The sequence below is a fragment of the Pseudomonas sp. 4CAES_32.4 genome, assembly GCF_058136335.1.
The window spans coordinates 4,860,203-4,885,388 of the sequence record NZ_CM176882.1; the positions used below are offsets into that span (position 1 = coordinate 4,860,203).

Annotated in this window: 22 protein-coding genes and 1 pseudogene; 11 read left to right on the top strand and 12 right to left on the bottom strand. The window is 59.1% G+C overall.

The window, feature by feature from the left end; all coding sequences use genetic code 11:
* Positions 1–25: 25 nt before the first annotated feature.
* Positions 26–232 (bottom strand): SlyX family protein, encoded by a 207-nt coding sequence (locus AC3Y64_RS21870; RefSeq protein WP_489985217.1) that lies wholly within the window; start codon positions 230–232, stop codon positions 26–28.
* Between the two features lie 3 nt (positions 233–235).
* Positions 236–661, bottom strand: a complete 426-nt coding sequence (locus tag AC3Y64_RS21875; RefSeq protein ID WP_489985218.1) for an HIT domain-containing protein — start codon at positions 659–661, stop codon at positions 236–238.
* Between the two features lie 893 nt (positions 662–1,554).
* Here AC3Y64_RS21875 and AC3Y64_RS21880 point away from each other — a divergent pair.
* Entirely contained in the window at positions 1,555–2,919 is a 1,365-nt protein-coding gene (locus AC3Y64_RS21880; protein ID WP_489985219.1) for an OprD family porin, read from the top strand.
* A 118-nt stretch (positions 2,920–3,037) separates the two neighbouring features.
* On the opposite strand, the gene AC3Y64_RS21885 is transcribed toward AC3Y64_RS21880, so the two are convergent.
* Both AC3Y64_RS21885 and AC3Y64_RS21890 read right to left on the bottom strand, forming a co-directional pair.
* Entirely contained in the window at positions 3,038–3,880 is an 843-nt protein-coding gene (locus tag AC3Y64_RS21885; protein WP_463385882.1) for a mechanosensitive ion channel family protein, read from the bottom strand.
* Between the two features lie 138 nt (positions 3,881–4,018).
* On the bottom strand, positions 4,019–4,504 hold the full coding sequence (locus tag AC3Y64_RS21890) for a YajQ family cyclic di-GMP-binding protein (protein ID WP_008080210.1): 486 nt from the start codon (positions 4,502–4,504) through the stop codon (positions 4,019–4,021).
* Between the two features lie 140 nt (positions 4,505–4,644).
* Between AC3Y64_RS21890 and AC3Y64_RS21895 the strand changes: the two genes are divergently transcribed.
* From AC3Y64_RS21895 to AC3Y64_RS21905, 3 genes are read left to right on the top strand one after another with little or no spacing between them, the layout of a single operon-like run.
* A complete protein-coding gene (locus AC3Y64_RS21895) occupies positions 4,645–5,562 on the top strand; it encodes a putative 2-dehydropantoate 2-reductase (protein WP_489985220.1) in 918 nt (305 codons plus the stop codon).
* Positions 5,563–5,607: 45 nt separating this feature from the next.
* Positions 5,608–7,644, top strand: coding sequence for a sensor histidine kinase (locus AC3Y64_RS21900; protein ID WP_158960451.1), 2,037 nt, complete (start codon positions 5,608–5,610; stop codon positions 7,642–7,644).
* A gap of 3 nt (positions 7,645–7,647) precedes the next feature.
* Positions 7,648–8,232 (top strand): cob(I)yrinic acid a,c-diamide adenosyltransferase, encoded by a 585-nt coding sequence (locus AC3Y64_RS21905; protein ID WP_489985221.1) that lies wholly within the window; start codon positions 7,648–7,650, stop codon positions 8,230–8,232.
* A gap of 119 nt (positions 8,233–8,351) precedes the next feature.
* Here AC3Y64_RS21905 and AC3Y64_RS21910 read toward each other — a convergent pair whose 3' ends face one another.
* From AC3Y64_RS21910 to secA, 4 genes are all read right to left on the bottom strand, one after another.
* Positions 8,352–9,299 (bottom strand): Nudix family hydrolase, encoded by a 948-nt coding sequence (locus AC3Y64_RS21910; RefSeq protein ID WP_489985222.1) that lies wholly within the window; start codon positions 9,297–9,299, stop codon positions 8,352–8,354.
* Positions 9,296–9,928, bottom strand: a complete 633-nt coding sequence (locus AC3Y64_RS21915) for a glutathione S-transferase family protein (RefSeq protein WP_489985223.1) — start codon at positions 9,926–9,928, stop codon at positions 9,296–9,298. The genes AC3Y64_RS21910 and AC3Y64_RS21915 overlap by 4 nt, the downstream gene beginning before the upstream one ends.
* A gap of 178 nt (positions 9,929–10,106) precedes the next feature.
* Positions 10,107–11,324: a bifunctional glutamate N-acetyltransferase/amino-acid acetyltransferase ArgJ gene (argJ, locus tag AC3Y64_RS21920; protein WP_489985224.1), complete on the bottom strand. Its 1,218-nt coding sequence runs from the start codon at positions 11,322–11,324 to the stop codon at positions 10,107–10,109.
* 121 nt (positions 11,325–11,445) lie between these two features.
* Positions 11,446–14,181, bottom strand: a complete 2,736-nt coding sequence (secA, locus tag AC3Y64_RS21925) for a preprotein translocase subunit SecA (RefSeq protein WP_489985225.1) — start codon at positions 14,179–14,181, stop codon at positions 11,446–11,448.
* Between the two features lie 307 nt (positions 14,182–14,488).
* On the opposite strand from secA, the gene AC3Y64_RS21930 reads away from it, so the two are divergent.
* Complete coding sequence (locus tag AC3Y64_RS21930; protein WP_489985226.1) at positions 14,489–14,944, top strand: DUF721 domain-containing protein; 456 nt, start codon at positions 14,489–14,491, stop codon at positions 14,942–14,944.
* Between the two features lie 89 nt (positions 14,945–15,033).
* On the opposite strand, the gene AC3Y64_RS21935 is transcribed toward AC3Y64_RS21930, so the two are convergent.
* Positions 15,034–16,521 carry a helicase HerA-like domain-containing protein gene (locus AC3Y64_RS21935; protein ID WP_489985227.1) on the bottom strand — a complete coding sequence of 496 codons (1,488 nt, stop codon included), beginning with the start codon at positions 16,519–16,521 and terminating at the stop codon, positions 15,034–15,036.
* A gap of 189 nt (positions 16,522–16,710) precedes the next feature.
* On the opposite strand from AC3Y64_RS21935, the pseudogene AC3Y64_RS21940 reads away from it, so the two are divergent.
* From AC3Y64_RS21940 to gpgF, 5 genes and pseudogenes are all read left to right on the top strand, one after another.
* Positions 16,711–17,742, top strand: a pseudogene (locus AC3Y64_RS21940) (HAMP domain-containing protein); the annotation flags it as partial.
* Positions 17,743–17,835: 93 nt separating this feature from the next.
* A complete protein-coding gene (locus tag AC3Y64_RS21945) occupies positions 17,836–18,600 on the top strand; it encodes a methyl-accepting chemotaxis protein (RefSeq protein WP_371043227.1) in 765 nt (254 codons plus the stop codon).
* 205 nt (positions 18,601–18,805) lie between these two features.
* Positions 18,806–19,918: an N-acetylglucosaminyl phosphatidylglycerol synthase gene (gpgS, locus tag AC3Y64_RS21950; protein WP_489985228.1), complete on the top strand. Its 1,113-nt coding sequence runs from the start codon at positions 18,806–18,808 to the stop codon at positions 19,916–19,918.
* A complete protein-coding gene (gene gpgD / locus AC3Y64_RS21955) occupies positions 19,911–20,687 on the top strand; it encodes an N-acetylglucosaminyl phosphatidylglycerol deacetylase (protein WP_489985229.1) in 777 nt (258 codons plus the stop codon). Before gpgS ends, gpgD begins: the two co-directional genes overlap by 8 nt.
* A complete protein-coding gene (gene gpgF, locus AC3Y64_RS21960; RefSeq protein WP_489985230.1) occupies positions 20,684–21,682 on the top strand; it encodes a glucosaminyl phosphatidylglycerol flippase in 999 nt (332 codons plus the stop codon). Before gpgD ends, gpgF begins: the two co-directional genes overlap by 4 nt.
* Here the strand turns inward: gpgF and AC3Y64_RS21965 are convergent.
* Together AC3Y64_RS21965 and purU are read right to left on the bottom strand one after the other, a co-directional pair.
* Positions 21,666–21,842 (bottom strand): hypothetical protein, encoded by a 177-nt coding sequence (locus AC3Y64_RS21965; RefSeq protein WP_489985231.1) that lies wholly within the window; start codon positions 21,840–21,842, stop codon positions 21,666–21,668. The two genes, gpgF and AC3Y64_RS21965, sit on opposite strands and share 17 nt — an antisense overlap.
* Positions 21,843–21,927: 85 nt before the next feature.
* Positions 21,928–22,776, bottom strand: a complete 849-nt coding sequence (gene purU / locus AC3Y64_RS21970) for a formyltetrahydrofolate deformylase (protein WP_158960421.1) — start codon at positions 22,774–22,776, stop codon at positions 21,928–21,930.
* A gap of 339 nt (positions 22,777–23,115) precedes the next feature.
* Here purU and mvaT point away from each other — a divergent pair, with 339 nt between their 5' ends.
* Complete coding sequence (gene mvaT / locus AC3Y64_RS21975; RefSeq protein ID WP_007912775.1) at positions 23,116–23,493, top strand: histone-like nucleoid-structuring protein MvaT; 378 nt, start codon at positions 23,116–23,118, stop codon at positions 23,491–23,493.
* 99 nt (positions 23,494–23,592) lie between these two features.
* On the opposite strand, the gene sbcB is transcribed toward mvaT, so the two are convergent.
* Positions 23,593–25,023: an exodeoxyribonuclease I gene (gene sbcB, locus AC3Y64_RS21980; protein WP_489985232.1), complete on the bottom strand. Its 1,431-nt coding sequence runs from the start codon at positions 25,021–25,023 to the stop codon at positions 23,593–23,595.
* Between the last annotated feature and the right edge of the window lie 163 nt (positions 25,024–25,186).

The following is a 25,186-nucleotide window of genomic DNA, read 5'->3' on the forward strand; positions in this document are numbered from 1 at the left end:
TTTTTTTATGCCCTGAAGAAAGGACTCAATAGTGCGGTGGCGGCGCATCTTCTTCGAAGGAGCCGAACTGGCCGACCATTTCTTCCTGACGCTTGAGCAACGCCGCCATCTGCAACTGCAGACGCTCGACCACGCGCTGCTGGGCGACCAGCACGTCGTTCAATGCCTGAATGGTGTCATCCTGGAACGCCAGACGGCTTTCCAGATCAGTAACGCGTTCTTCCAGGCTCATGGCTCAGCCCTCCAGAAACGTGAAGTTATCGGTCAGGACCACACGCAGTCGATCGCGAATAGCCGCAACCTGCTCTGCGCTGTAGGGTTGGGCCGGGTGTTTGCCCCAGACCGGAGCCGGCCAAGCGGCGTCATCGCGTTTGCGCACGATCACATGCATGTGCATCTGGCTGACAACGTTACCCAAGGTCGCCACGTTCATTTTGTCAGCGTCGAACAAATCCTTGAGCAACTCGGCCAGTGCGGTGGTTTCCAGCCACAGCTGCTGCTGGTCGGCGACATCCAACTGAAACAACTCACTGATATCGTCGCGACGTGGCACCAGGATGAACCACGGGTAGTTGGCATCGTTGGACAGCAACAGGCGACTGAGCGGGAAATCGCCGATGACCAGCGTGTCCTGTTGAAGTCTTGAATCTAAAACAAACACTGCGCGCACTCCCGGCTGATCTTCATTATTCAGCTTAGCGGCCATCCCGATGGACAGCGCGCCAAGCGACAGGACAGCAGCATACCTGCGAATGCGCCGGGCTTCACGGCGACAGCGCCGCTTTGCGCAGCGAGCGCCCCGAGATGAGACACGCGAGGGCGTCACGCACCAACACAGCACCCATGGCAGCCCTCAAATCGCGTAAATGACCAGAAACCCGATGCACGTTCAGCAAGGCCTGCTCAGCGAACTGTATGAATACGCAACAGCTGTAAATTTTTTTGCACCAAATCTGCACACTGCGTCTACGCTCACTGGGTCGAGCATCCGCCGAATACTCACTGGCGGGGTGAACCGGTAACGTTTTTGGTTGTCCCGCGCTTTCGGCAACGTGGGAACACCAAAGCAGAAATGGCGTCAAGCCCGGATAAAAAGGCGCGTCACGCCTAACGTTTATGAGGTTTTTACAGGCACAGGCAAGTGTTCGAAAAAATAACCGCAACAGAAATGCGGTTTGTGCACGCTTGTTGCATTCATACCCACATGGACTATAAGCGCACCGCCGGATGCGGAAGCCTTAAGGCCAATAAGAACAGTGGCAGGGTTGCCCGATGGAGATTCAAGTGTTTTGCCAGGGACTCTTTTTTACCGATGCAAAAAGGCCCAGAAACAGCGAGAAAGTTGTCAGTCCGGCTGCGTCGGTACTGTGGATTTGCGACATCCACCACGCCATCTGCGACAGTGTCGTAAAGAAGGCGAAAGGTTAGATTCGCAAGTATCGCCAACATTGTCGGCGTGATATAAGTTTGCGCCGACACAAAAAGAAAGAGCCGCCCAGATAATAAAACAGGTGGGACGGCAGTACTCTTCTAAAACCAAAGGAGCAAATCACGATGCGCGTGATGAAGTGGAGCATGATCGCACTGGCAGTTGCTGCAGCCGCCAGTACTCAAGTGGCTACGGCCGCCCCGTTTGTGAGTGACCAGGCAGAAGCCAAAGGTTTTGTTGAAGACGCGACACTCACCGAGACGTTGAAGAACTACTACTTCAACCGCGACAACAAGAATGGTGGCGCTGACCAGAAAGACTGGACACAAGGCTTCCTGGGTAACTTCACCTCTGGTTACACCCAAGGTACCGTTGGTGTTGGTATTGATGCATACGGTTACCTGGCGTTGAAACTGGACGGTGGTGACGGTACTTCCGGTTCGGGCAACATGAGCCGTAGCGACACCGTTAACCCTAACAACGGTGCTCGCGACGTCAACGACAGCCAGGGCAAAGCCGGCGCGTCGATCAAGTTCCGTGTTTCCAAAACCGAACTGAAATTCGGTGACATGCAGCCAAGCACCTCCCCAGTGTTCGCTGTCGGCGGTTCCCGTATCCTTCCGCAAACTGCCACTGGCTTCCAGTTGCAGAGCAGCGAAGTGAAAGACCTTGATCTCGAAGCCGGCCACTTTTACTCCGGCTCCAGCCAGGACAAGAACGCCCGTGATGGCGGTCTGTACTCCAACTATTCTGGCGTCGAAGCCAACACGATCGACTACTTCGGCGGCAAGTACGGCATTACCGAAAACCTGACCGCCTCGCTCTACGGTGCCAAGCTGGAAGATATCTGGAACCAGTACTACGCGAACGTGAACCTGACCACCCCGTTCGGTGGCGACACTTCGCTGAACACTGACTTCAACATCTATCGCACCACCGACACCGGTGACAAGGATGCAGGTGATATCAGCAACACGACCTTCTCCCTGGCAACTGCATTGTCGTTCCTGAAAGCTCATACCTTTACCCTGGCCTTCCAGAAGGTTAACGGCGACACTCCGTTCGACTACATCGGCGTGGGTAAAAACAACCGTGGTGGCGACTCGATCTTCCTCGCCAACTCCATCCAGTACTCTGACTTCAACGGTCCTGGCGAGAAATCCGTGCAAGCCCGTTACGACCTGAAAATGGCCGAGTATGGCGTTCCAGGCCTGAGCTTCATGGTTCGCTACGTCAAAGGTTGGGATATCGACGGTACCGGCCTGTCTGCAAACAGCCAATACCGCACCAGCACTGGCGCACCGCTGTACGGTGAAGATGGCAAACACCACGAAACCAACTTCGAAGCCAAATATGTTGTTCAGTCTGGCCCGGCTAAAGACCTGTCCTTCCGCATTCGTCAGGCCTGGCACGTTGCCAACTCCGACCAAGGCGAAGGCGACGTCAAAGAGTTCCGTCTGATCACCGAATACCCACTGAACATCTTGTAATTGTCAGTGGTTAGTTTGGAAGCATAAAAAAAGGCCCATCTTCCGATGGGCCTTTTTTATTGCCTGTCACTTCAAGTAATGACCTGACCAACAAGTCAGGCAATTAATTAGCAACCTATCATTGTGCTGCCGATTCCTGCACCACGCGAATCACGCGTTGCGGAAAAGGAATATCAATACCGGCCGTCTTTAAACGGTCGCGCGACTGTTCGTTGAACATAAACATCACGTCCCAGTAATCTGCAGTTTTAACCCACACACGCAGCGAAACAGTGATCGAGCTGTCGCCCAAGGTCGAAATCACGGCCTGTGGCGCAGGATCCTGCAACACGCGCTCGTCCTTGGCCAGATCCAGCAGCACCTGACGGGCCTTCTGCAGATCGGCTTCGTAATCCACACCCACATCAAACACAACCTTGCGGGTCGGCTGACGATTGGTGTTGGTGATGATGCCGTTGGACAGGTTGCCGTTTGGCACGATGATGGTTTTGTTGTCGCCAGTGCGCAGCACGGTGTGGAAAATCTGGATGCTGTCGACAGTACCCGACACGCCTTGTGCTTCGATCCAGTCACCGATACGGAATGGACGGAACAGCAGAATCAGCACGCCGCCAGCAAAGTTGGCCAGGCTGCCCTGCAATGCCAGACCGATGGCCAGACCGGCAGCACCGATGGCAGCAACGAACGAGGTAGTTTCGACTCCGATCATCGAAGCAACGCTGACAATCAGCAGCACTTTGAGAATGATGTTGGCCAGGCTGCTGATGAAGCCTTGCAGCGCCAGATCGGCATTGCGCAGGGCCAGCAGACCGCCGAGTTTCTGGGTGACCTTGTTGATCAGCCACCAACCGATGGCCAGGGTAATCACTGCCAGCAGCACGCGGCTGCCGTATTCCATGATCATCGGGATCCACGCCTGGGATGCCTTGACCAGGTTGTCCACCTCAGCATTCAAATCCATGTTCTATCTCCTGATTTCCGGCTGCCCGGGCTTGAAAAATAAACGGCAGAAAGACCGAACCTGCTGGGCTCAATCGTTTCTGCCGCTGCTTGGGCCTCGGACGCTGAAAACGCCGAGAGGTTCCCCCGACCGGAAAGCTTAGTCGCGGAAGTTGTTGAACTGTAGCGGCATGCCGAATTCTTTGGCACGCAGTGCAGCGATGGCTTCTTGCAGATCGTCACGCTTCTTGCCGGTCACGCGTACTTGCTCGCCTTGAATGGCGGCCTGGACCTTAAGCTTGGCGTCCTTGATGTGGCCGACGATTTTCTTCGCCAGTTCCTTGTCGATGCCTTCCTTGAGGATGGCGTCCTGCTTCATCAGCTTGCCCGAAGCGTAAGCGTCCTTGACCTCAAGGCACTGCACGTCGATCTTGCGCTTGACCAGCGCCAGCTTGAGGATTTCGATCATCGCTTCCAGCTGGAACCCGGCTTCTGCGGTCAGGCTAACGGTCAGGTCCTTTTCCTTGAACTCGAAGCTGCCTTTGCCTTTCAGGTCATAACGACGATCGAGTTCCTTCACGGCGTTTTCGACCGCGTTGGTGAGTTCGTGTTTGTCCAGTTCGGATACCACGTCGAACGACGGCATGTAATTTCTCCAATAAAAAGGCGCGCTCGATAAGGATGGAGCGCGCTTGGCTTGCGGTTAAAATCGGGCTCATTATAACGGGTCTTTTCCTACGAACACGGCGAGCCGCACATGCCTGTATGCAATCGAGCAAAAAACTGATGTCCACCCCCTGGCATGTTCTGGGCGCCGGCAGTCTTGGCACTTTGTGGGCCGCGCGTCTGGCCCGGGCTGGCCTGCCGGTACGATTGATCGTGCGCGATGTCACGCGTCTGCGCAGCTATGAAGCGGCAGGTGGCTTGACGCTGGTGGAACAAGGCCAGGCCAGTACGTATGCCGTACCCGGCCAAACGCCGGACAACCCCGAGCCGATTCGCCGCTTGCTCGTCGCCTGCAAAGCCTACGACGCCGAAAGTGCCGTGGCCCGCCTCGTCCCACGCCTGACGGCGGACGCCGAACTGATCCTGTTGCAAAATGGCCTCGGCAGCCAGGACGCCGTTGCCACGCGGGTTCCCCAAGCACGCTGCATCAGCGCTTCCAGTACAGAAGGCGCGTTCCGCGATGGCGATTGGCGCGTGGTGTTCGCCGGCCATGGTTTCACCTGGCTCGGCGATGCCGGCCATCCGATGGCCCCCATCTGGCTGGATGGCCTTGAGGCCGCCAGGATTCCCCATGAATGGAGCACCGACATCCTCACGCGGCTGTGGCGCAAACTGGCGCTCAACTGCGCGATCAATCCGCTGACGGTGTTGCATAACTGCCGCAATGGCGGTTTGCAGGAACACCACTGCGAAGTCGCCACCCTGTGCGCCGAACTTGCCGAGTTGCTGCAGCATTGCGGTCAACCGGACGCCGCCGACAATCTGCAACAGGAAGTCGAACGGGTGATCCATGCCACCGCAGCCAATTACTCCTCCATGTATCAGGACGTGGCGAACCAGCGCCGCACTGAAATCAGCTATCTATTGGGCCACGCCTGCACAGTCGCTGCGCGCCATCAATTGAATCTGCCGCACCTCAACCAATTGCAGCAGCGCCTCGTCACACATCTGCACAGCCTCGGATTGCCCAGCGACTGAGCAGCGGCTACGCTGGCCACTTGTTCCTTTGCTGCGATAAACCTGATGCCATTGCGCCAGCGCCTCGAAAACCTGCCGGTCGGCCAGAAACTGCTGGCCGCCCTGCTGGTGCTGTTGACCACTGTTTTGCTGGTCGCCAACCTGACCTTTATCAGCGCCGCCTATTACATCTCCCAGGAAAGCATGGCCCCACAGGCCTTGCAGACCATTGGCCGACTGATTGCCAACCCGAGTCTGGTCAGCGAAGCCCTGCAATCACCGCAAAGCGCCGAACGCCTGCTCAAGGAACTCGACAGCTATTCACCGCTGCGTGCCGCCGCCCTGTATGACGGCAAAGGCGAACGGCTGGCGCAAGTGCAGCGCGGCGACAAACTCAAACTGCCGGAACGCTATCGGCACATCGAAGCGTGGCAACTCACCGAATTTCGCAGCAATCAGCTGATCACCCTGCCCCGCCCCGGCACCGCGCCCGGCCATCTACTGCTGGTGGCCAGCAGCGAGCTACCGATGGCGTTCTACACCGGCACCCTGACCGCGAGCCTCGGCATCCTGATTTTCAGCGTGCTGCTGTGGCTGGTGATTGCCCGGCAGATCAAACGCCTGATCACCCGGCCGATCCACCAGTTGGAAGAACTGTCGCGTCAGGTCACCCGCGAAGAGAACTACGCATTGCGTGCCTCGCGCGGCAACCACGACGAAATCGGCAGCCTCGCCGAGGCATTCAACACCATGCTCTCGCGCATCGAGGCCCGCGAGCAGCAGCTCAAACGCGCCCGCGATGACTCGCAAGCCGCCTACGATCAGGCGCAAGGGCTGGCCGAAGAAACCCGTCACACCAACCGCAAACTGGAACTCGAAGTTCAGGTGCGCAGCAAGATCGAGAAGAAGCTCACTGGCTTCCAGAATTACCTCAACAGCATCATCGATTCGATGCCCTCGGCGCTGATCGCCCTCGACGAGCAGCTCTACGTCACCCAATGGAACCAGGAAGCCAGCGCCCTCTCCGGCACACGTCTGGACGAAGCGCTGAATCAACCGATCTTTCTCGCCTTCGAACCGCTCAAGCCGTTTCTGCCGCAGCTCAAGCAGACGGTCGAGCAGCACACGGTGGCCAAAATCGAACGGGTGACGTGGTTCAAGGACGATGAACCCAAGCATTACGCGCTGACCTTCTATCCGCTGATGGGCGGTGCCGGACGTGGTGTGGTGATTCGTATCGACGACATCACCCAGCGCCTGTCGCTGGAAGAAATGATGGTGCAGTCGGAAAAAATGCTCTCGGTCGGCGGCCTCGCCGCCGGCATGGCCCATGAAATCAACAATCCGCTGGGCGCGATCCTGCACAACGTACAGAACATACGTCGCAGACTGTCGACAGAGCTGCCGAAGAACCTCGAGACCGCCGAACAGCTGGGCATCGAGATCGACACGGTGAACCGCTACCTGCAAGTTCGCGAAGTGCCGCAATTGCTCGACGGTATTCAGCAGGCCGGCGCCCGGGCGGCAAAAATCGTCACGCACATGCTCAGCTTCAGTCGCCGCAGCACCCGGCAGATGGCGCCGTGCGATCTGCCGGCGCTGATCGATCAAGCGGTGGAAATCGCCGGTAACGACTTTGATCTGGCCATTGGCTTCGACTTCAAGGGGCAGGCGATCATCCGTCAGTTCGACCCGGCGCTCGGCCCGGTGCCGGGCACCGCCAACGAACTGGAGCAAGTGCTGCTCAACCTGTTGAAAAACGCAGCGCAGGCGATTCACCAGCGCGAAGACGACAGCGAGCCGGGACGAATCATTCTGCGCACCCGACTCAATCCGCCGTGGGCTGAAATCCAAGTCGAGGACAACGGCATCGGCATGAGCGAGAACGTGCGCAAACGCACCTTCGAGCCGTTCTTCACCACCAAGGAAATCGGCCAAGGCACCGGGCTTGGCTTGTCGGTGTCGTACTTCATCATCACCAACAACCACAAAGGCCAGATGGAAGTGCAGTCGGCGCCCGGCCAGGGCACCTGCTTCACCCTGCGTCTGCCGCTGGCGCAACCGGCGCCAATCGCGGCCGAACTCAATCAACTACCGAGGTAACCCATGGGCTTTCGCTTGTCGAAGATCTACACCCGCACCGGCGACAAAGGCGAAACCGGCCTGGGCGACGGCCGTCGCGTACCGAAGGATCACCCGCGCATTGAAGCGATTGGCGAGGTCGATACGCTGAACAGCCAGGTCGGTGTATTGCTCGCCGGATTGATTGCCGAGCGTGAGGCGTTTCCGGGGCTGAATGAGCTGATCGAGGTCTTGGCGCCTTGCCAGCATCGTTTGTTTGATTTGGGTGGCGAGCTGGCCATGCCGAAATATCAGGCACTCAACACGGCAGAAATCGAACGGCTGGAAGCGGCAATCGATGTGTGGAATGAAGAGCTGGGGCCGCTGGAGAATTTCATTCTGCCGGGCGGCTCGATGCTGATTGCGCAGGCGCATGTGTGTCGCAGTCTGGCGAGAAGTGCCGAGCGGCGTTGTCAGCATTTGAATGCGCTGGAGCCGCTGGCCGGGGTTGGCCTGGCGTATATCAATCGGTTGTCGGATTTGTTGTTTGTCGCGGCGCGGTTGATTGCGCGGCGGCAGGGGGTGGCGGAAATTCTTTGGCAGCCGGCAGCGAAACCTGAAAAGAAGTAGCGCCCGTTTAGCCGTCATCGCTGGCAAGCCAGCTCCCACAGGTTAAGTCGCTTACACAACACTTGTGAACGACACAAAACCTTGTGGGAGCTGGCTTGCCAGCGATGAGGCCAGCAGCCTTACAGAGAATCCGGCCAGAACGCGCGAATCCCCGCCACACCTTGAGCGCCATGACTCCAGGCCTTCTCGCGTTCCGCCGGGCCGACACCACCCAACAAAAACACCGGTTTACTGAATCCCTCGATCAACGCCCCAGCCTGCTCCCAGCCCAGCGGCTGCGCATCGGGGTGGGTCAAGGTCGGCTGCACCGGCGACAGCGTGACAAAATCCACGCCCATCTGCTCAGCCAGCGCCAATTCCTCAGCGTTGTGGCACGACGCCGCCAGCCAGCGTTCCGCCGGCAACGGACGCCCCGCCGCCGCGTATTTACGCAACTGTGCGGCAGTGATATGCCAACCTGCCGAAGGGAAATCGCCGAGCCACTCGAACGGCCCCTTGATCATCAGTTGCGCCTTGCCCGCGCAAAGACCGGCGGCATCCACCGCCAGATCGCGGTACTTGGGGTCGTAACCGTTTGGTGCGCGTAGCTGGATCAGCTTGATCCCGCCAGCAATCGCTTTCTGGATACCGCGCAGCAGCGCAGGCGTTTCCAGATCTTCCGGGGTGATCAGGTATTCAGCGGGTAAACGCGCCGCCGCGACGATGGGCTGATTGGCCGCCGGGAACTCGTAGTTGGCCAGCTCCTTCGCCGTCGCCCAGGCCAAGGGCTGGCCTTCTGCGCCGTGGGGCTCGCCGGTAAATGCCGAGACTTCCCAGACATCCAGCAATACCTGCTTGTCCGGGTAATCGTGACGCACTTTGATCAGCGGTCGGGCGGCGCCAACGACGATGCCCAACTCTTCATGCAGCTCACGAGACAGCGCGCTCTCGACTGTTTCGTCAGCCTCAACCTTGCCACCGGGAAACTCCCACAACCCACCTTGATGCTGGGTGTCGGCGCGGCGGGCGATGAGGATCTTGCCACTGTCGTCACGAATGACGGCGGCGGCGACGTGTACGCGTTTCACGGATTCAACTCCTCCAATCCAGCCTGTTGCCACGCCTTGAAGGCAGGCCATTGGTAGACGGTTTCAACATAAGCCTGATCGGCGTCCGGCAGTTGCACCTGATAAGTGCGCAGACGCACGGCAATTGGCGCGAAGAAGGCATCGGCCAGACTCACCCGGCCAAACAGATACGGACCACTCTCGGTGGCGGCAGCGCGGCACTCAGCCCACAGCGCGAGCATGCGCTCGATATCAACCCTCACTTCTGGAGGCACCGGGTTCAGCGGCGCGTCGTGGCTGAGGTTGAACGGCATGTGATTGCGCATGGCGAAGAAGCCGCTGTGCATTTGTGCGCAAGCGGATCGAGCCTGAGCGCGGGCGAAAATATCCGTCGGCCAGAGTTGCTCGGACGGGAATGTCTCGGCGAGGTACTCGGCAATGGCCAGTGAGTCGGCAATGGTGCCACGTGTGGTTTTCAGCAACGGCACCTTGGCGGTCGGCGAATGCTTGAGCAGCAGCTCGCGGGTGTCGGGCTTGCCCAGCTTGACCAGTTCTTCGCTGTAGGGAGCGCCGGTCAGTTCGAGCGCCAGGGCAGCGCGCAGGGACCAGGAGGAAAGCAGTTTGTCGCCGATGATCAGGTGCAGGGACATGGGTGAATACCTTCTTGTCAGGGAAACAATCCAGAATGTCTGGCGTCTGTTCGTCCGCCATCGCGGGCAAGCCCGCTCCCACAGTGATTGAGGTCGCTCACAAATTTTGTGTACACCACAGAACCCAGTGGGAGCGGGCTTGCCCGCGATGAGGCCGGCAGCCGCTCCACCTTTTAGATCAGGTGCGGTATTCCGCGTTGATCTTCACATATTCATGCGACAGGTCGGTGGTCCAGATGGTTTCGCTGCAATTGCCGCGACCCAGTTCGATGCGAATGGTGATTTCTTCTTGCTGCATCACCGCCGAACCCTGCGCTTCAGTGTAGGTCGCTGCGCGGGCGCCACGGCTGGCGATGCACACGTCGCCGAGGAACACGTCGATCTTGCTCACGTCCAGATCCGGCACGCCGGCACGACCGACGGCAGCCAGAATGCGGCCCCAGTTCGGATCGGAGGCAAACAGCGCGGTTTTGATCAGTGGCGAGTGGGCTACGGTGTAACCAACGTCCAGGCATTCCTGATGGTTGCCGCCGCCATTCACTTCAACGGTGACGAACTTGGTCGCGCCTTCGCCGTCACGCACGATGGCCTGGGCCACGTCCATGCACACTTCGAACACCGCTTGCTTCAACTTGGCGAACAACTCGCCTTCGGCGCGGGTGATTTCCGGCAGTGCAGCTTTGCCGGTAGCGATCAGCATGCAGCAATCGTTGGTCGAGGTGTCGCCGTCGATGGTGATGCGGTTGAACGACTTGTTCGCGCCGTCGAGCATCAGGTTGTGCAGCACGTCGCGGGAGACTTTGGCGTCAGTAGCGATGTAGCCGAGCATGGTCGCCATGTTCGGGCGAATCATGCCCGCGCCTTTGCTGATGCCAGTGACTGTGATGGTCACGCCGTCATGCTCGAACTGGCGGCTGGCGCCCTTCGGCAGGGTGTCGGTGGTCATGATGCCGGTGGCGGCTGCTTCCCAATTGTTTTCCGACAGATCGTCCAGCGCGGCTTGCAGTGCGCCTTCGATCTTCTCGACCGGCAGCGGCTCGCCGATCACACCGGTGGAGTACGGCAGGATTTGTTCGGCAGCAACACCGGTCAGCTCGGCCAGTCTGGCGGTGGTGCGCTCGGCAGCGGCGAGGCCTGGCTCGCCGGTACCGGCGTTGGCATTACCGGTGTTGGTCAGCAGGTAACGCACAGCGTTCTGCACGCGTTTTTTCGCCAGAATCACCGGCGCTGCGCAAAAGGCGTTCAACGTGAACACACCGGCCACGGTCGAACCTTCGGCGCAGCGCATCACAACGACATCTTTGCGCCCGGGGCGCTTGATGCCGGCCGAGGCGATACCGAGTTCAAAACCGGCAACCGGGTGCAACGTTGGCAAAGGACCAAGACCAACAGCCATGAATGCGCTCCTTACTCAATGATGTCAGCACCGCCACTCGCAGCAGCGGTGATTAAATGGCAAAACGCCGCGACGGCAGGAGCCGGTCGCGGCGCGGGTATTTCAGCGATTGAAACGGGTTTTACTGGATCTGCCCGTGGCAATGCTTGAATTTCTTGCCCGAACCGCAGTAACACAGTTCGTTGCGGCCCAGCTTCTGCTCGTTGCGAACTGGGGCGGTGGCGAGGGCAACATCGACCTCTTCACCAAGCAATTCCGGCTGCTCCAGACCTGGCGCTTCAGCGTGTTCGAACTGCATGCGGGCGGCCAGTGCTTCGGCCTCCTCACGCAGACGTTGCTCTTCGGCTTCCGGATCTTCGCGGCGCACCTGAACGTGCGACAGCACACGGATCGAGTCGCGCTTGATCGAATCGAGCAGTTCGGAGAACAGCGTGAACGACTCGCGCTTGTACTCCTGCTTCGGGTTCTTCTGGGCATAGCCACGCAGGTGGATGCCGTGACGCAGGTGATCCATGGTCGACAGGTGGTCTTTCCACAGGTCGTCCAGCACGCGCAGAACGATTTGCTTCTCGAAGGAGCGCAGTGCCTCGGCACCTGCCTGATCTTCTTTCTCGTTGTACGCCGCCATCAGCTCTGCCATCAGCTTCTCGCGCAGGGTTTCTTCGTACAGGTGATCGTCTTCGTCGAGCCATTGCTGGATCGGCAGTTTCACGCCGAAGTCGCTGGCAATCGTCGCTTCCAGACCGGCCACGTCCCACTGCTCTGGCAGCGATTGCGGCGGAATGTGCGCGCTGACGGTGGCGTTGAGCACGTCCTGACGGAAGTCAGCGATGGTCTCACCGATGTTGTCGGCAGCCAGCAACGTGTTACGCATGTGATAGATCACTTTACGCTGTTCGTTGTTGACGTCATCGAACTCGAGCAATTGCTTGCGAATGTCGAAGTTACGGCCTTCAACCTTGCGCTGCGCCTTCTCGATCGCGTTGGTCACCATGCGGTGTTCGATCGCTTCGCCCGGCTGCATGCCCAAGGCTTTCATGAAGTTCTTCACTCGATCAGACGCGAAGATGCGCATCAGGCTGTCTTCCAGCGACAGGTAGAAGCGGCTCGAACCGGCATCGCCCTGACGACCGGCACGGCCACGCAGCTGGTTGTCGATACGACGGGATTCGTGACGCTCGGAAGCGATCACCTGCAGGCCGCCCGATTCGAGCACTTGCTGGTGACGCTTCTGCCAGTCGGCCTTGATCTGGGCGATCTGCTCAGGGGTCGGGTCTTCCAGCGAAGCGACTTCAACTTCCCAGTTACCGCCCAACAGGATGTCGGTACCACGACCGGCCATGTTGGTGGCGATGGTCAGAGCACCCGGACGACCGGCCTGCGCGATGATCTCGGCTTCTTTTTCGTGGAACTTGGCGTTGAGAACCTTGTGTTCGATGCCTTCCTTCACGAGCAATGCGGACATGTGCTCGGAGGTTTCGATGGTCGCAGTACCCACCAGCACCGGACGACCGGCCGCCATGCTTTCCTTGATGTCTGTAACGATCGCCGCGTATTTCTCCTCGGCAGTCAGGAACACCAGGTCGTTGAAGTCTTTACGCGCCAACGGTTTGTTCGGCGGAATGACCATCACTTCCAGACCATAGATCTGGTGGAATTCGAACGCTTCGGTGTCAGCGGTACCGGTCATGCCGGACAGCTTGGTGTACAGACGGAAGTAGTTCTGGAACGTGGTCGACGCCAGGGTCTGGCTCTCGGCCTGGATGTTCAGGCCTTCCTTGGCTTCGATGGCCTGGTGCAGACCTTCGGACAGACGACGGCCCGGCATGGTACGGCCGGTGTGTTCGTCAACCAGTACGACCTGGCCGTCCTGCACGATGTATTCGATGTTGCGGTTGAACAGTTTATGCGCACGCAGACCGGCATACACGTGGGTCAACAGGCCAAGGTTATGCGCCGAGTACAGACTCTCGCCTTCAGCGAGCAGGCCGACGCGGGTGAGCATGTCTTCGATGAACTGGTGACCGGCTTCGTTGAGTTCAACCTGACGGGTCTTCTCGTCAACGGTGTAATGACCAGCCTTGGTGACTTCGCCTTCGACTTCTTCGACGTGCAGTTCCAGCTGCGGGATCAGTTTATTGATCTCCATGTACAGCTTGGAGCTGTCCTCGGCCTGACCGGAGATGATCAGCGGGGTACGCGCTTCGTCGATAAGGATGGAGTCGACTTCGTCGATCACGGCAAAATTGAGTTCGCGCTGGAATTTTTCTTCCATGCTGAACGCCATGTTGTCGCGCAGGTAGTCGAAACCGAATTCGTTGTTGGTGCCGTAGGTAATGTCGGCGGCGTAGGCCAGACGTTTCTCTTCCGGCGGCTGGAACGGCGTCACGACGCCGACAGTCAGGCCGAGGAATTCATACAGCGGACGCATCCAGTTGGCGTCACGACGGGCCAGGTAGTCGTTCACCGTTACAACGTGCACGCCCTTGCCGGACAGTGCATTGAGGTAAACACCCAGGGTCGCTACGAGGGTTTTACCCTCACCGGTGCGCATTTCGGCGATCTTGCCTTCGTGCAAGGTCATGCCACCGACGAGTTGCACGTCGAAGTGGCGCATACCCATGATGCGCTTGCCGGCTTCACGGGCGACCGCGAAGGCTTCCGGCAACAGCTTGTCGAGGGTTTCCCCTTTGGCGATGCGGGCCTTGAACTCATCGGTCTTGGCGCGCAATTGATCGTCCGAAAGGGCCACCATTTGCTCTTCGAAGGCATTGACGAGCTGCACCGTCTTGAGCATGCGTTTGACTTCACGCTCGTTCTTGCTTCCAAAAAGTTTCTTTAACAAAGGCGCAAACATATCGGCAGGATCTTCCACACTAAAGGGATGGAGGGCGGCCCCGTGAGCGTCGCCCGTGCAGCCCTCATGGCCGCATGCGAACGAGCATTCTACCCGGAAACGGAAGTGAGGAAAGTGGCGATATTCCACGATGCTGGCACTGCGCTTTGACGGGGCTCACTTAAAATAGGGGCGTTTTGCTCAACTTCAAGTCTTTCAAGGAAGAAGTTAGTCGTTGATTTAATGGGTAAAGCGGGGGCAAATGCAATGGGCGAGTGATTTCGCCTATCTGCTACCATGGCGATTCTGTTACTTCAGGTGTTCCATCATGGCATTTCGCCCTCTTACGGCCAGAGCACCCGCCGTTCTCCTGCGCGAAGCCAAGCCGCTCAAAGCCCTCCTCGGCCATGCCCAGCGCCTGGGGCATTTGCAGCGCCTGCTTGAAAGCCAACTGCAACCCGCCGCCCGCGCGCATTGCCATGTCGCCTCGTGGCGCGAGGGCTGCTTGCAGTTGGTGGTCACCGATGGCCATTGGGCCACACGCCTGCGTTACCAGCAAAAACGCCTGCTGCGCCAGTTGCAGATGTTCGACGAGTTCGCCCGGTTGACGCAGATTCGCTTCAAGGTGCAGCCACCGTTGATCCATCGCGGGCCTGTCGGACACGCGCCGGACCTGTCGACGGATGCGGCAGCGACGATTCAGGAGACCGCGGACGGGATCAGTGATCCGGGCTTGCGCGCGGCGCTGGAGCGATTGGCGGCGCATGCCAAGACCAAATCCTGAAGCAACATCAAAAGATCGCAGCCTTCGGCAGCTCCTACAGGGCTTTGCATTGCAACTGTAGGAGCTGCCGAAGGCTGCGATCTTTGCTTTTAGCGGCGCTTGCTGCCACCCAATAAAGAGCCCATCAAGCCGCGCACCAGTTGCTTGCCAAGGTTATTCGCCGCCTGACGCATCGCCGATTTCAGCGCCTGCCCGGCTGCTGTCCCCAGAAACTCACCAGCCCTGTCGGCCAGGCTCGGCTCTTCAGGCGCAGGCTTCCCGGCAGGCACTTCAGCTTCTGGCGCCAGGCCTTTGCGGCCCATCAGAATCTCGTACGCCGATTCCCGATCAATCGGTTTGTCATAGCGCCCCTTGAACGGCGACCCGGCGATCAGCACCGTTCGCTCAGTCTCGGTCAACGGCCCGATCCGCGATTGCGGCGGTGCCACCAGCACGCGCTGGACCATTTCCGGCGTGCCTTTCTCGGTCAGCGTGCCGACCAGCGCCTCACCAATCCCCAATTCAGTCAGCACCGACAAACTGTCGAAGGCCGGATTCGGCCGGAAACCGTCCGCCACCGCGCGCAGGGATTTCTGCTCCTTGGCGGTGAATGCGCGCAAGCCGTGCTGAATGCGCAAACCCAGCTGCGCCAGCACGTCATCCGGCAGATCCGCCGGCGATTGCGTGACGAAATACACCCCCACGCCTTTGGAGCGGATCAGCCGCACCACTTGCTCAAGCCGTTCCTGCAAGGCCTTGGGCGTATCGCCGAAAAGCAAATGCGCTTCGTCAAAAAACAGCGCCAGCAAGGGTTTGTCAGCATCGCCGCGCTCCGGCAATTGCTCGAACAATTCGGCCAGCAGCCACAACAGGAACGTCGCGTAGACCTTCGGCGCCTCATGCACCAGACGACTGGCGTCCAATAGATGAATACGCCCACGGCCGTCGGCGGCCGGTTGCAGGATGTCTTCGAGCTGCAGCGCCGGTTCGCCGAACAGAGCCTCCGCGCCCTGCTGCTCCAGCGTTGCCAAGCGCCGCAACAGCGCCTGGCTGGAGCCGGTGGTCATCAGCGCGGCGTCTTCGCCCAATAGCTGCGGGTTGTCCTTGAGGTGATTGAGCAGCGCTTTCAGATCTTTCAGATCGAGCAACAGCAGACCTTCGCGGTCGGCGACCTTGAACGCTGCGTACAGTGCCGACTGCTGGCTGTCGGTGAGCTCCAGCAGACTGCCGATCAGCAGCGGGCCCATTTCACTCAGCGTGGTGCGCAATGGATGACCGGACTCACCGTGGATATCCCACAACGTCACCGGATACGCCTGCGGCGCGTAATTGAGCCACGGCATCCCGGCAATACGCTCCGCCACTTTGCCCTGCGGGTTGCCGGCGGCACCGAGACCACACAGATCGCCCTTGATGTCGGCAGCGAAAACCGCAACGCCCGCATCACTGAAGGCTTCGGCCAGGCGCTGCAAAGTGACGGTCTTGCCGGTGCCGGTGGCGCCGGCGACCAGCCCGTGGCGGTTCGCCAGGCGCATGGCCTGAGCGACCTGTTGCCCCGCGAGATCGGCGCCGATTACGAGTTGCGATGAGTCAGGCATTTTGTCACCCAATGGTTAATCTTTGATTACACATGGCCGATACACATTGATGTAGGACCCGACCAAAAGTCAGGACGGACATTTCCCTAAGGAGAGACGGAAATATCAGCTTACTTTCACCGTTGCCCATTTTGCGCGCTTCTATAAAAGCACGCCCTGGACATTAAGACCTTAGCGGAACCCCAAGCCATGAACAAAAATCTGCGCTTCAGCCATAAAATCTTGCTTGCCGCCGCTCTCATCGTCATCGCCGCTTTCGCCTCGTTTACGCTGTACAACGACTGGTTGCAGCGCAACGCGATCCGCGATGACCTGAACAACTATCTCAACGAGATGGGTGAGGTCACTGCCGGCAATATCCAGACCTGGCTCACCGGTCGCATCCTGCTGATCGAAAACGCCGCCCAGAACATCGCCATCAATCCGGAGCCAACCACCGTCGCCAGCCTGCTGGAACAGAAGGCCCTGACCTCGACGTTTATGGCCACCTATCTGGGCGATGCCACCGGCCATTTCACCATCCGCCCGGACACCAAGATGCCGGACGGTTTCGATCCGCGCGTGCGCCCTTGGTATAAAGGTGCCGAAGGCAGCAGCGCGTCGACCCTGACCGAACCCTACATCGACGCGGCCACCGGTCAGTTGATCATCTCGATTGCCACAGCCTCGAAAAAGGCCGGCCAGAGCGTCGGTGTGGTTGGCGGCGACCTGAGCCTGCAATCGCTGGTCGACACCCTTGCTGCGCGGGATTTCGACGGCATGGGTTATGTGTTCCTGGTCAGCGCCGACGGCAAGATCCTCGTGCACCCGGACAAAGCGCTGTTGATGAAGTCGCTCAAAGAGGCTTATCCACAGGACACCCCACGCATCAGCGGCGATTTCAGCGAAGTCACCGTCGATGGCAAGACCCGCATTGTGACCTTCGCGCCGATCAAAGGCCTGCCGTCAGTGAACTGGTACATCGGTTTGTCGGTGGACAAGGATCAGGCGTTCGCGATGCTCAGCGAATTCCGCACCTCAGCGGTGATTGCCACAGTGATTGCCGTAGCGATCATCATTGCCCTGCTCGGCATGCTGATACGCCTGCTGATCCAACCGTTGCACGTCATGACCCGCGCCATGGAAGACATTGCCGACGGCGAAGGTGACCTGACCAAACGCCTGACCATCGTCAACAACGATGAGTTCGGCGTGCTGGGCACCGCGTTCAACCGCTTCGTCGAACGTATTCACGGTTCGATCCGTGAAGTCTCGTCGGCCACCGGCCAGGTCAATGAAGTGGCGCTGCGCGTGGTCGCTGCGTCGAACTCGTCGATGTACAACTCCGATCAGCAAGCCTCGCGCACCAGCAGCGTCGCTGCGGCGATCAACCAGCTCGGCGCCGCCGCACAGGAAATCGCCCGCAACGCCGCGCAAGCATCGAATCAGGCCAGTGACGCGCGCGGCCTCGCCGAAGACGGCCAGCAAGTGGTCGATCGCAGCATCAAGGCGATGAATCAACTGTCGAGCATGCTCAGCGCCTCGAGCAGCAATATCGAATCGCTGAACAGCAAAACCGTGAACATCGGCCAGATTCTCGAAGTGATCACCAGCATTTCCCAGCAGACCAACCTGTTGGCGCTCAACGCCGCGATCGAAGCGGCGCGCGCCGGTGAAGCTGGCCGTGGTTTTGCCGTGGTGGCGGACGAAGTGCGCAATCTGGCGCACCGCACGCAAGAATCGGCGCAACAGGTGCAGACCATGATCGAGGAGCTGCAAGTCGGCGCCCGGGAGTCGGTGAGCACCATGAGCGACAGCCAGCGTCACAGTCAGGACAGCGTCGAAATCGCCAATCTCGCCGGTGAGCGCTTGAACAGCGTGACCCAGCGCATCGGCGAAATCGATGGGATGAACCAGTCGGTGGCCACCGCGACCGAGGAGCAGACCGCTGTGGTCGAGTCGATCAACGTCGACATCACCGAGATCAACACGCTGAACCAGGAAGGCGTGGAAAACCTGCAGGCGACATTGCGGGCTTGCTCGGATCTGGAGCAGCAGGCTTCGCGTCTGAAGCAACTGGTGGGCAGTTTCCGCATCTAGTGTCTGATCTATCGCCAGCAGGGCTGGCTCCCACATTGGATCTGTGTCCTATGCAAATCCCCTGTGGGAGCTAGCCCTGCTAGCGATAGCGGACTATAAAAACCACGAAAACCCTCACTGACACCCCACCGCGCAATCCCGACCGAACATCCATTCTGGATAAAGGTCAACCAAGGGAGAACACAGCAGCGGAGGGTTGATCACCGTGCACATCGCCGACATCACCATGTTCTACGCCCCGGCCAGCGGTGGCGTGCGCACTTATCTGGATGCCAAGCACCGCCGGTTGGGCGTCAGACCCGGTATTCGCCACAGCCTGCTGATCCCCGGCGCCGACTTCGGCGAACACGACGGCCTCTACACGGTGCCTGCCCCGGCCCTGCCCTTCGGCAAGGGTTACCGTTTTCCGCTGCGTCTGGCTCCCTGGCGAAATGTCCTGGAGGATTTGCAGCCGGATCTGATCGAGGTCGGCGATCCCTACCTCACCGCTTGGGCGGCGCTGGACGCTCGGCGGACGCTGGACGTGCCGGTCATCGGCTTCTACCACTCGGACCTGCCGTTGCTGGTCAGCAATCGCATGGGCCATTGGGTCACGCCGAATGTCGAGGCTTATGTCACCAGGCTTTACGGCAACTTCGACCGCGTGCTCGCGCCAAGCCAGGTCATGGCTGACAAACTGATTGGCTTGGGCGTGCGCAATGTTTACGTGCAACCACTGGGTGTGGATCTGCAAACCTTCCACCCCGAGGCTCGTGACCCGAGTCTGCGCGCAGAACTGGGTCTGGCCGAAGACACGCGCCTGCTGATTTTCGCCGGGCGTGGTTCGAAGGAGAAAAACCTGCCGGTGCTGCTCAAGTGCATGCAGCGCCTCGGCCCGCGCTATCACCTGCTGCTGGTCGGTTCATCGATGCCGGCGCTGGTGCCGGACAACGTGACGGTGATCGACGAATTCTGCCCGGCGCCGAAGGTTGCGCGATTGATGGCCAGTGCCGATGCGCTGCTGCATGCCGGTGATCAGGAAACCTTTGGTCTGGTGATCCTCGAAGCCATGGCGTGCGGCATTCCGGTGGTTGCCGTCGCTGCCGGCGCGTTCGAAGAGATTGTCGACGAATCCTGCGGTCTGCTGTGCGCGCCAAACAATCCGCAGGCGATGGCCAATGCCGTGCGCGAGTTGTACAGCCGCGGCTGCGCGAAACTCGGTCAACAAGCACGGCAGCACGTCGAGCGCCATTACGCTTGGGACACCGTGGTCGACAGCCTGCTCAGTCATTATCACGCCGTCCTCGGCCACACCTTGCCACGGGTGGCCAATGCTTGAGTCATCGCGTGCGCCCGCCGTATTGCTGGTGCTGCATGACGTGGCGCCGTCGACGTGGGCGGATTATCAGCCCTTCGTCGAGGCGGCCGATGCATTGGGCAAGGTGCCGATGACTTGGCTGGTGGTGCCGGATTTTCACCGCCGTGATGCGCTCGACGGTCATCCGGCGTTCTGTCGAATGCTCGATGAGCGCGTCGCCCGTGGCGATGAGTTGGCGTTGCACGGGTATTTCCACGACGACCAGGAGCCCGCCCCATCCACGCCGCGCGATTGGTTTATGCGCCGCGTTTACACCCATGAAGGCGAGTTCTATGGTTTGTCCCGTGAAGCCGCCCTCGCCCGTTTGCGCGCCGGCATCGACGTGTTCCAGCGCCATGAGTGGCCGCTGCACGGTTTTGTCGCCCCGGCGTGGTTGATGAGCGATGGCACCCGTCAGGCTCTGCGCGAATTGCCGCTGAGCTACACCAGTGATCCGCAGCATCTGTATCGTTTACCGGATTTTACCGCCATCGATGCGCCGGGGCTGGTCTGGAGCGCCCGCAGCGCCTGGCGTCGGGGTTTGTCGAAACTGGTCAGCGAGCAGCGTGAGCAGCGCTGGCGTCAGGCGCCGGTGATTCGGCTAGGCTTGCACCCCGTGGACATGCGCCACGGTTTTTCCCGTGATTACTGGCTACACACCCTTGAACGTTTGCTCGCCGAAGGACGCGAACCGATGACCAAAATCAACTGGCTCGCCCGACAGCGCGGTCAACTGGAACGCGCCGCATGAGCCGCAGTATTTTGTTGCTGATCGGCCTGCTCGCGGCCGTGCTGATCCCGGTCGTGCTCGGCGGTGGTGACACCTGGACGCGTCTGCAAAGTTTTCCGCTGCAGTGGTTGCTGATCATGTTCGGCATGATTGTGCTCTGCTGGGGCATCAACACCCTGCGCTTGCGTCTGTTGCTCGGCGATCAGCGCGACCGGGTCACGCCGCTGAAAAGTCTCGGCGTGGTCATGGCCGCCGAATTCGCCTACTGCGCCACACCCGGCGGCAGTGGCGGGCCGTTGACGATCATGGCCCTGCTTGCCCGCAACGGCGTGCGCCCGGCGCGGGGCAGCGCAGTGTTCGCCATGGATCAACTGAGCGATCTGCTGTTCTTTCTTTGTGCGCTGAGCGGGATTCTGATTTACGCGCTGTTTCAGCACCTCAGCGATCGCCTGGAATGGTTGCTGATGGTCAGTGCGGTGTCGTTGTTTGGCGGGTTGTTCAGTTGCGTATTGGTGGCGCGTTATCACCGCGCCTTGATTCGCCTGAGCGGGCGCTTGTTGGCCAGGATGAACGTCAGCGCCATTACTCGACGGCGCTGGGCGCGCAAGTTGCTGCACTTTCTCGCGGCATTTACCGACACCTTGAAGTTGCCTTGGCAAACACTGGTCAAGGTCTTTGCCCTGACGTGCGTGCATTGGTTGCTGCGCTACAGCGTGTTGTATCTGGCGTTGCGCGGGCTTGGCGCAGACTTGCAATGGGCCTGGAGTTTCCTGGTACAGATGCTGTCGCTGGGGGCCGGGCAGTTCAGTCTGTTGCCGGGCGGTGCCGGAGCGGCGGAATTGACTTCGGCGGCACTGCTGGCGCCGATGGTGGGTAAATCCACCGCAGCGGCGGCGATCCTGATCTGGCGAGTGGTGACGTATTACTTCTATCTGTTAGTCGGTGGCCCGGTGTTTCTGCTGATGCTCGGGCGGCCGTTGTTGAAGAAGTTGATGAACGTCAGACAGACTTCTTAGTCTCGTCCTGTTGTTCCTTGAGTTGTTCCCACAATTGCGCGGCGTCCGGAAACTCGGTGCCGTCTTCAGGACTCAGGTCATCCGGGTCATAACGACTCAGACATCCCTCGCCCAACGTCGCGGGCGCTTTGGAAGTGGCTTTGACCAGTGGATCACTCATGAGCATGTCCTCGGATATCAAAAAACAAAGGGCTTGAGCGATTGAACGCCCAAGCCCTTGGTTTATCAAGTCTGCGTGAGTCCGATCAGAACACTACAGTCTTGTTGCCGTGCACCAGCACGCGATCTTCGAGGTGATAACGCAGGCCACGGGCCAACACCATCTTCTCGACGTCACGGCCGAAACGCACCATGTCTTCGATGCTGTCGCTGTGGCTGACACGCACCACGTCCTGCTCGATGATCGGGCCGGCGTCCAGCTCTTCGGTCACGTAGTGGCAGGTCGCGCCGATCAGTTTCACGCCACGCAGGGAAGCCTGGTGGTACGGCTTGGCGCCGACGAACGATGGCAGGAAGCTGTGGTGGATGTTGATCACCTTGTGCGCGTATTCACGGCACATGTCCGGCGGCAGGATCTGCATGTAGCGCGCCAGCACGACCACTTCGGCGTCGTGCTGTTTGACCAGACGCGACACTTCGTCGAAGGCCGGTTGCTTGTCCTGCGGATTGACCGGGACATGGTAATAAGGAATGCCGTGCCACTCGACCATGCTGCGCAGGTCATCATGGTTGGAAATCACGCAGGAAATTTCGCAGTCCAGTTCATCGCTGTGCCAGCGGTGCAGCAAGTCCGCGAGGCAATGCGATTCGCGGCTGGCCATCAACACCACACGTTTTTTCTGCTCGGTGTCGGTGATACGCCAGTCCATCGAGAACTCTTCGGCGATTGGCGCGAACTTCTCGCGCAACACTTCGATTCCAAACGGCAACGAATCGGCACGAATTTCGTGACGCATGAAGAACCAGCCGACCTGATTATCCGAGTGGTGGCTCGCTTCGGTGATCCAGCCATTGTGGGCTGCCAGAAAGTTACTGACTTTGGCAACGATGCCAACGCGGTCCGGGCAAGAAATCACCAGGCGATAGGTGCGCATGAGGGGGAAACTCCAGAACTTCGCAAAGGCCGCCATTCTAGCGACTGCGCAGGAAAACTGCAGTATTGATGACCATTGACGCCGGCAGAAGCCCTTCCTACGGCTTTTTGACGGAAGCAATCGTCAGGATGATGGCGCTGTAATGGCATTGTTTGATCCGGCAACTGTGAATATCTGTGATGACTGGATCACACTATTTAACTGAATATTCAAAGGGCGGCTGTTTCTCGTAACTAATTTAAATAAAAAGCCCGGTTAAATGTTTACTTGATGAAACAGCCTGACTATTATTGCGGCACTGTCCCCCTGCCATTCAGCATTCTACATAAGGTAGTAATCATGTCCTTGATCAACGAATATCGCGCCACCGAAGAAGCTATCAAAGAGCTGCAGGCCCGTTTGAAGAACCTGTCGCAAGACGACAAACTGCAAGCCGAGCTGGAATTCGAAGGCAAACTGCGCACCCTGATGGGCGAATACTCCAAGTCCCTGCGTGACATCATCGCGCTGCTGGACCCGGAAGCAAAAACCAAAGCAGTACGTGGCGGCGCAGTAAAAACTACCGGCACCAAGCGTGCTCGCAAAGTTAAACAATACAAAAACCCGCACAACGGCGAAGTCATCGAAACCAAAGGTGGCAACCACAAAACTCTGAAAGAGTGGAAAGCCAAGTGGGGCGGTGACGTGGTTGAAGGCTGGGCTACCCTGCTGGGTTAAGCCGCAACCGCATCGCAGACCGGTCTGCGATAAAAAAGAAACGCCAGCGAATGCTGGCGTTTTTTTATGCGCGGAAATTAACCCCGGCCATGTTCGATTTCAAAGATTCAAACGCTTGCGTAATGCCTCGACATATTTCTGCCATTCGTTGAGCACCTCTCTCTGCATCGGCGTTGCACTTATCAGCCATTGCTCCGCTGCCTCTGCAAATGATTTCAAGGTATTCGGTGCGCCCCATTGTGGGTCGGACAAACGCTGCTGACAAAATATCCGCCAGCGTTCTTGCTCTTCAGAATTCAACGTATCGGCAAAGTTGCGCGCTCGATATCGAAAGAGTAATTCGGGTAAACGTTCATCATCGAAAGGCCATTGCTCTTGCGCTAATTGCGCAGGGTCAGCCGTTCTCACTTGCTCGCATAGACGCCGATCGCGATCACCGATAAATCCGTCGTACAACTGTTGTTCCGGATCCTCGCTCGGGGTGAAGTCTTCGCTGGCATAAATGGCCGCTATTTTATCTTTCCAAAGTTGTTGTGCGTCAGTTAGTCGCAGCGCGCGCTGCTGATACAGCGCCATGTCCAGACCCAGCCGTTGCTGATCCTGCGTACGCAATACCGAGAGTGGCGCCACGACCGGACAGCGGTTGATATGAATCAGCTTGAGCGGCACCGGCAATTCGCCTTCGAGCAAATCATCGCGGCGGGTGTACAGACGCTGACGCAGGGTCTGGGCATCAAGGTCGAGCAAACCCTGAGGGTCCAGATGCAGATCGCAGACGATCAGGGCATTGCGGTTTTTTGGGTGCCAGGCCAATGGCAGCACGACGCCGACATAACTGCGCGCCGCCGAAAAGCGCCCCGAGATGTGCACCAGTGGCTGCAACAGACGGATCTGATCCATGACTTTCTGTTTGCTGCGCAACTGAAACAGCCAGTCATAGAGTTTCGGCTGTTTCTCGCGAATCAATTTAGCCAGCGCGATGGTGGCGCGCACGTCCGACAAGGCTTCGTGAGCGTGCCCGTGATCGATGTTGTTGGCCGCGGTCAGGCGCTCGAGCTTGAGGCTTACCCGGCCCTCGTCATCGGTCGGCCAGACCAGGCCATCGGGGCGCAACGCGTAGGCGGCGCGCACCACATCGATCAAATCCCAGCGACTGTTGCCGCCCTGCCACTCACGCGCGTAGGGATCGAAGAAATTGCGATACAGGCTGTAACGGGTCATCTCGTCGTCGAAACGCAAGGTGTTGTAACCCGCGCCGCAGGTGCCCGGTGCGGCCAGTTGCGCGTGCACCCGGGTCATGAAATCGGCTTCGCTCAGGCCCTTTTCGGCGAGCTGGCCGGGGGTGATACCGGTGATGGCGCACGCGGCCGGGTGCGGCAGGATGTCTTCGCTGGGCTGGCAATAGAGATTGACCGGCTCGTCGATTTCGTTGAGCGCGTGGTCGGTGCGAATCCCGGCCACCTGCAGGGGGCGGTCGCTACGGGGGATGATGCCGGTGGTCTCGTAGTCGTACCAGAAGATGGAAGTCACGGGCGGTTCCTGAACTGAAGATCGGCGAAGTCTAGGCGCTCAACCGCTGTCGCGGCCAGCCTCGCGTCATTCAAGCAGCTTGCCTCACATGATGTGCAATACATAGTTATGTCGTTTTCCCCCGAGAGGCTGCTAGCATCGGACTCACTTGCATCCCGAACAG

Excerpts from the sequence above, each read along its gene's own strand:
- AC3Y64_RS21870 (WP_489985217.1), bottom strand. The coding sequence starts at position 232 with ATGAGCCTGGAAGAACGCGTTACTGATCTGGAAAGCCGTCTGGCGTTC.
- AC3Y64_RS21880 (WP_489985219.1), top strand. The coding sequence starts at position 1,555 with ATGCGCGTGATGAAGTGGAGCATGATCGCACTGGCAGTTGCTGCAGCC.
- AC3Y64_RS21885 (WP_463385882.1), bottom strand. The coding sequence starts at position 3,880 with ATGGATTTGAATGCTGAGGTGGACAACCTGGTCAAGGCATCCCAGGCG.
- AC3Y64_RS21890 (WP_008080210.1), bottom strand. The coding sequence starts at position 4,504 with ATGCCGTCGTTCGACGTGGTATCCGAACTGGACAAACACGAACTCACC.
- AC3Y64_RS21895 (WP_489985220.1), top strand. The coding sequence starts at position 4,645 with ATGTCCACCCCCTGGCATGTTCTGGGCGCCGGCAGTCTTGGCACTTTG.
- AC3Y64_RS21900 (WP_158960451.1), top strand. The coding sequence starts at position 5,608 with ATGCCATTGCGCCAGCGCCTCGAAAACCTGCCGGTCGGCCAGAAACTG.
- AC3Y64_RS21905 (WP_489985221.1), top strand. The coding sequence starts at position 7,648 with ATGGGCTTTCGCTTGTCGAAGATCTACACCCGCACCGGCGACAAAGGC.
- AC3Y64_RS21915 (WP_489985223.1), bottom strand. The coding sequence starts at position 9,928 with ATGTCCCTGCACCTGATCATCGGCGACAAACTGCTTTCCTCCTGGTCC.
- argJ (WP_489985224.1), bottom strand. The coding sequence starts at position 11,324 with ATGGCTGTTGGTCTTGGTCCTTTGCCAACGTTGCACCCGGTTGCCGGT.
- secA (WP_489985225.1), bottom strand. The coding sequence starts at position 14,181 with ATGTTTGCGCCTTTGTTAAAGAAACTTTTTGGAAGCAAGAACGAGCGT.
- AC3Y64_RS21930 (WP_489985226.1), top strand. The coding sequence starts at position 14,489 with ATGGCATTTCGCCCTCTTACGGCCAGAGCACCCGCCGTTCTCCTGCGC.
- AC3Y64_RS21935 (WP_489985227.1), bottom strand. The coding sequence starts at position 16,521 with ATGCCTGACTCATCGCAACTCGTAATCGGCGCCGATCTCGCGGGGCAA.
- AC3Y64_RS21945 (WP_371043227.1), top strand. The coding sequence starts at position 17,836 with ATGTACAACTCCGATCAGCAAGCCTCGCGCACCAGCAGCGTCGCTGCG.
- gpgD (WP_489985229.1), top strand. The coding sequence starts at position 19,911 with ATGCTTGAGTCATCGCGTGCGCCCGCCGTATTGCTGGTGCTGCATGAC.
- gpgF (WP_489985230.1), top strand. The coding sequence starts at position 20,684 with ATGAGCCGCAGTATTTTGTTGCTGATCGGCCTGCTCGCGGCCGTGCTG.
- AC3Y64_RS21965 (WP_489985231.1), bottom strand. The coding sequence starts at position 21,842 with ATGAGTGATCCACTGGTCAAAGCCACTTCCAAAGCGCCCGCGACGTTG.
- purU (WP_158960421.1), bottom strand. The coding sequence starts at position 22,776 with ATGCGCACCTATCGCCTGGTGATTTCTTGCCCGGACCGCGTTGGCATC.
- mvaT (WP_007912775.1), top strand. The coding sequence starts at position 23,116 with ATGTCCTTGATCAACGAATATCGCGCCACCGAAGAAGCTATCAAAGAG.